The organism is Methanoregula sp. (genome assembly GCF_049686655.1).
Lineage (GTDB): Archaea > Halobacteriota > Methanomicrobia > Methanomicrobiales > Methanospirillaceae > Methanoregula.
This window is the reverse complement of sequence record NZ_JBAVIG010000010.1, coordinates 1-4862: the sequence shown is the minus strand read 5'-3', so window position 1 is coordinate 4862 and position 4862 is coordinate 1. Positions and strand designations below refer to the sequence as shown.

Annotated in this window: 6 protein-coding genes; 1 reads left to right on the top strand and 5 read right to left on the bottom strand. The window is 48.7% G+C overall.

Translation table 11 applies throughout. The features are described from left to right. From WBL42_RS00915 to WBL42_RS00895, 5 genes are all read right to left on the bottom strand, one after another. A partial coding sequence (locus tag WBL42_RS00915) for a response regulator (protein ID WP_424719385.1) occupies positions 1 to 600 on the bottom strand: 600 nt, incomplete at its 3' end. Between the two features lie 49 nt (positions 601 to 649). Further along, positions 650 to 1138, bottom strand: coding sequence for a ferritin (locus tag WBL42_RS00910; RefSeq protein WP_424719384.1), 489 nt, complete (start codon positions 1136 to 1138; stop codon positions 650 to 652). A 122-nt stretch (positions 1139 to 1260) separates the two neighbouring features. Further along, positions 1261 to 1725 carry a tetratricopeptide repeat protein gene (locus WBL42_RS00905; RefSeq protein ID WP_424719383.1) on the bottom strand — a complete coding sequence of 155 codons (465 nt, stop codon included), beginning with the start codon at positions 1723 to 1725 and terminating at the stop codon, positions 1261 to 1263. Between the two features lie 34 nt (positions 1726 to 1759). After that, complete coding sequence (locus WBL42_RS00900; protein WP_424719382.1) at positions 1760 to 2773, bottom strand: hypothetical protein; 1014 nt, start codon at positions 2771 to 2773, stop codon at positions 1760 to 1762. A gap of 132 nt (positions 2774 to 2905) precedes the next feature. Then, on the bottom strand, positions 2906 to 3508 hold the full coding sequence (locus WBL42_RS00895; protein WP_424719381.1) for a DUF2179 domain-containing protein: 603 nt from the start codon (positions 3506 to 3508) through the stop codon (positions 2906 to 2908). Between the two features lie 859 nt (positions 3509 to 4367). On the opposite strand from WBL42_RS00895, the gene WBL42_RS00890 reads away from it, so the two are divergent. Continuing rightward, on the top strand, positions 4368 to 4598 hold the full coding sequence (locus WBL42_RS00890; RefSeq protein WP_424719380.1) for an AN1-type zinc finger domain-containing protein: 231 nt from the start codon (positions 4368 to 4370) through the stop codon (positions 4596 to 4598). The last annotated feature ends 264 nt before the right edge of the window (positions 4599 to 4862 follow it).

The window sequence follows — 4862 nt, the reverse complement described above, 5'->3', positions numbered from 1 at the left end:
GATCAGATCCACAAGCATCGGAGACTTTCGCCTGAAGAAGGGAACCGAATAAGCACCGTCCCCTTTACCCAGGATCTCTGCTATGCTGATGCCCGTCAGATCCGCCATTTCCTGGTTCCATACCAGCACTTTGCCTTCGCGGTCGATGGCAAATGCGGCTTCAGGGAAAAAACTCACTGCACCAGAGAGGACTTTTTCGGAGATACCAAGGGATCGCCCGACCTGGCGACGGTCAACCGCACGGTTGATCATATGGACGAGTTCCCGGAATTCCGATGAGGGATTATCTCCTTTCTTTAAGAAAAAATCTGCCCCGTTATTGAGCGCCTCAATCGCTGCGTTCTCCCTTCCGACTCCGGTGAAAATGATGACTGGTGTAGTGTCTCCTTTTGCCCTGAGGATCTTGAGCAGTTCTATTCCCGTGATCTCCGGAAGGTAATAATCTACCACCAGTGCATCGAATGTCGCCGATATAAGGATGCTGAGTGCTTCTTTTGCAGATGTGGCAGTCTGAACCTGCATGCTGCCAAACCGTTCGAGGAATGAACGCGTGGCATCCAGTAATATTTTTTCATCATCTACGAAAAGAACCGACCGCATTAAAAATTCTTTTAAATAAACAGTGTATAAAAGGAAAAAGATTGTGGGTTTATCCGCGTTTCCCGAGGTGGTGATCCAGATAGAAGAGATGTCCGATGATATCGCCGACAATGTTGATCTGGGAGAGAATCTCGCCCGTGCTTGCCTCCTCCTCGACCTGTTCCCTGACAAACCACTGCAGGAACTCGAACGTTGCATGGTCTTTCTCCTTGATTGCGAGATCGACAAGACCGTTGATATAGCCGGTTACTTTCTGTTCATGGGCATATGCTTCTTCAAAGACCTTTCCAGCAGATGCCCATTTTGCCTTGGGGGCCTCTATGGTTTCGAGTGCTACCTTGCCTCCACGTGCAATGATGAACTCGTAGATCTTCATGGCGTGTGCATGTTCCTCTGTTGCCTGGATCCGCATCCACTTGGCAAACCCTTTCAGGAAGATTGTCTCGAAATATGCAGCCATCGACAGGTACAGGAACTCGGAATAAAATTCCCGGTTGATCTGTTTGTTCAGTGCTGTTTCTAAGGTTTTTGAAATCATACGGTTTCCTCCGTTCGATCGTTCATTGATGTTTTGTCTGATAATTCTTTCGCATGAGGCATTCAGGGAACTGCAGACAAATATGGACAGGAGTAGGAGAAGAACCGCAAAGAAATAACTGATCATCCTTGTTGTCTGATCTTTTTTGCATCCGCTTCCATGTCATGAATGATCTCGAGTTCGAGGGATTTACCATAGGCTTCCTGGGCCTCGTCACTTCTGCCGAGTTCGTCAAGGCAGACACCTTTGATGTACCATGCCATCGCATCGTTCCCATTCAGCATGGAAGCCCGGGTACTTGCGAGAACTGCCTCCTCGTACCGCTCAAGATTGAAGAGGGCAAGGCTCTTGGTCGACCAGGCATCCGCATAATTCTGGTCCATTGACAACGCTTTGTCGCAATCGGCAATCGCCTCTTTGTGCCTGCTCGTTTCAACATATACGGCTGCACGGAGGTACCAGCTCTCCGGGTACTTCGGGTCCAGCGACATTGCTTTCTCGTAATGTGCAATGGCTTCCTTGTATTTGGTGCGCCTGGCAAGTGCTTTCCCCCGTTTGAGTAGCTCAAGCACTTCTTTCACGGGCATAGACAGCCTCTCGTTTGTTTATACTGCGGCCTGCTCATGACTCCCCCCATGTATCGGTGATCAGATCCCCGAAAATTTTTTTTAATGCCGTCTTCTCGTACTGCTCTTTGTGCTCATGTGCTTCCAGCAGGTGTCTGGGCGTCTCCCACACGAACCAGTCTCTCATGGTCATGTACCCGATAAGATGGTTCGTCAGATTGACTCCGACTTTATATAAATCATAATAATAATCCAGCGTCGGCTCAGCGCTCCAGTTGACCTGGCTCAGGGGGCGATCGATGATCTCGAGCATATTATCCCCGAAAACTTTTGACTGGTACCACGCAGTATTCGTCCACCGTGTAGTCAGCATCTCTTTCACTTCGAGGTGGTTGAACTTTTTCATCTGGGGGATATTGAGGACCGGCATCAGTTCATCGGCGGGAAGTGTCTTTGCAAGGAACATGTCGCGGGCGTAAAACATCGCCTTGTTCAGGACAAAATACCGGCGGGGGACAATGTTCTCCTGCGCCATCATCTCGTCCATGTCGTTCTTGCTCTCTTTCATGATATGGTAAAGCTGCGTCTTCCGGATCTTGGGCATGCGGTGGTAGACACTTGCATTGACGATCGCATTCCAGGGGATCTCGTTGACGTCGTCATTGAAGTGGGAGAACAGGATGAAGAGCATCTGGAGCAGTTTCTGGACCGGGAGCTTGCTCTCTTTCCTGGCCTCATCCTTGAGGGCATCAAGGTAGATCTGGCGCATACCCCGGTAGACCGAGTCTTCGGTATACGAGCAGACTTCGTACCGGCCTTTCCTGGCTGCGGCCCCTTTGATGAGAAGGTTGGTGCACTGCTTTGCGATGATGAAATCCTTGAGAAGTCCGACGTATTGTGCGGGAAATATGATCACGTTCTTTTCTATATCGTACGTATAGGTATCCACGAGTGTCCCGCCGGGTTCCGCTTCCGGCTGGCGCAGAAGGGAAATTTCCGTATTAAGGGTTTCTTCGGTATGAGTGAGAAACCGGCGGATGGGTTTTGATAATGGCATCTCTGTTTTCATGAGAGCGGTCCTCAAAATTGGATGTGATTAATTAACGATATTCGGTTACACTCTCACTAGGCGCCGATGCATTTTAAAGTCTCCGTAATGTATGGCAAAAAAGGAGGTACATGAACGAACCCTGCAGGGTTGTTACTTTTTCTCGCAGGGATGGATGAACGAGTGAAAGAAGCCGGTGATCGAATTTGGTTTTTTCGGGCGGAAGACCCCTTGGTTGACATACCGCACATCTTCGATGGAGAAGAAGGCATTGGGATTGGTGGTCTGGATGTGTCCGGTGATCCGGGGGACATCTGCCCGGTTGACGAGCGAGAGGAGCAGTTTGACATTTCCCCGCGTACCCTTTGCATCCATTGACGTGACACCGAAGTTCTCTGTTTCCAAAAATGCCGCAATTTCCTCATTGGATTCTTCGGTCGTGACGATCCGCATGATCACCATACCAATAGAGAGTTTCTCTTCGATAATGAGCCCGACGTAGGTACCCGTGGCATAACCGAATGCGAATGCAAAGAAATTCGCAATATTGGAAAGGTCACTCATTACGACCTCCATGGCGAGCAGCCATATGATGATTTCAAAGAATGCAATGAACGGGGCGAGGTACTTAATGCCTCTCGTTATATAGATCACCCGGATTGTCTCCATGCTGACATCGCCGATACGGGCAAGGAATATCAGAAGGGGGAGGATGAACCAGGTGTAGATTTCAGGACTTATCAGGAAAAATGACATGTGTTCGCCTTTTTAGCGGAAGATTCCTTTTGTGCCTAAAAAAGGTTGAATACTATTTCTATATCAATATTGCCAGAAAAGTGACGAAAAAACGGTTAATTTGAGTAAAGAAAAGGGATCGCGCGGAAAATTCTGCCCGGTTGTTCAGATCCACGTCTGTAGGGCTGCGTCGGACTTCTTCCTGCAACCCGGGGTATGGAAAACTATTTCGTACCTTGTCCCGGCTCATAAATTTCTTCGTTATTTCGCAGACATTCATCCTGGATCGGGGATTGATTCCCCTCCAACACAGCAGATGTTCGTTTTTTTGCTTCCGGTATATACCCTATGAGGTGCAGGTAGAGCCCCCGGATTCCTGCAGGTACATGGTAATGACATCAGGGAACTCCTGAATGCCTGGATCGCACGGGAGAGGATCAGCAACCTGACCCCTTTGGAGAATATCCGCAGAAACGTGAACCGAGCGTGAAAATGCCAAACCCGATATTGAACACGCGGCTCCGGCTTTAGATATCGCCAAGCCTGCCGAGTTGGGTAGTACAGACCGCCACCCCAAGAAATATATGAGGATAATCCAGAGCCTGGAGAGCAGGTCTGCATGGAGGCTCTGGGAAATGGTAGGAAATGCCGGGATGTTGATCGTTGAATCGGGCGATCCCATGAGCGTACCGGGTATGTGGACTGCGATGATGATCTTCTGCCGTGTGTCCTGATCCCAGAACGGTTGGTATAATGCGGTTGAAGCAGGCTGCCGAAAATTGTGGGAGGGAGAAACCGGGGGTCCGCTGAATCGCGCATGCCGTATTCCACGTGTGCCGGGGTGCGCACTATTTTACTCTGTACCGCGAAGCTGTCATGCATGGGACTGAGAGAAACAATTACCCGGTTTTTCCAGCGGTTTTTCCCGAAGAAAGAATATCCTTTGTACAAAACCTGCACGATCTGCGGCGAACGCGTCTATCTCCCGTTCCGGTGTGAATACTGCGACAACTATTATTGCGACAGGCACCGGCTACCGTTTGATCATGACTGTAAAAATATTGAGGCATGGAAAAATTCGCGGACAACTCCCAAGGAGAGTTGGAAGTGATAAGATGGCCTTCCTGCTTCTATATGTTGCGTCCTCTGCATCATCCTTTTAGGGCAGTCAAATTTTTGGATGATTAATAGTTCCCATCCAGTCGTCCTCTCATACATGTTACCGGGTGACCCTCGGGATATATATTATAAGATATTTTCTATTGTTTCAAACCAGAATCGATATTGGCCATCAGTGTAATTTAATTTGGTGATTGCTTAATTAAAGCCACTAGGAATCAGTACTATTATGGAAAAAATTCAAAGAATCTCATTT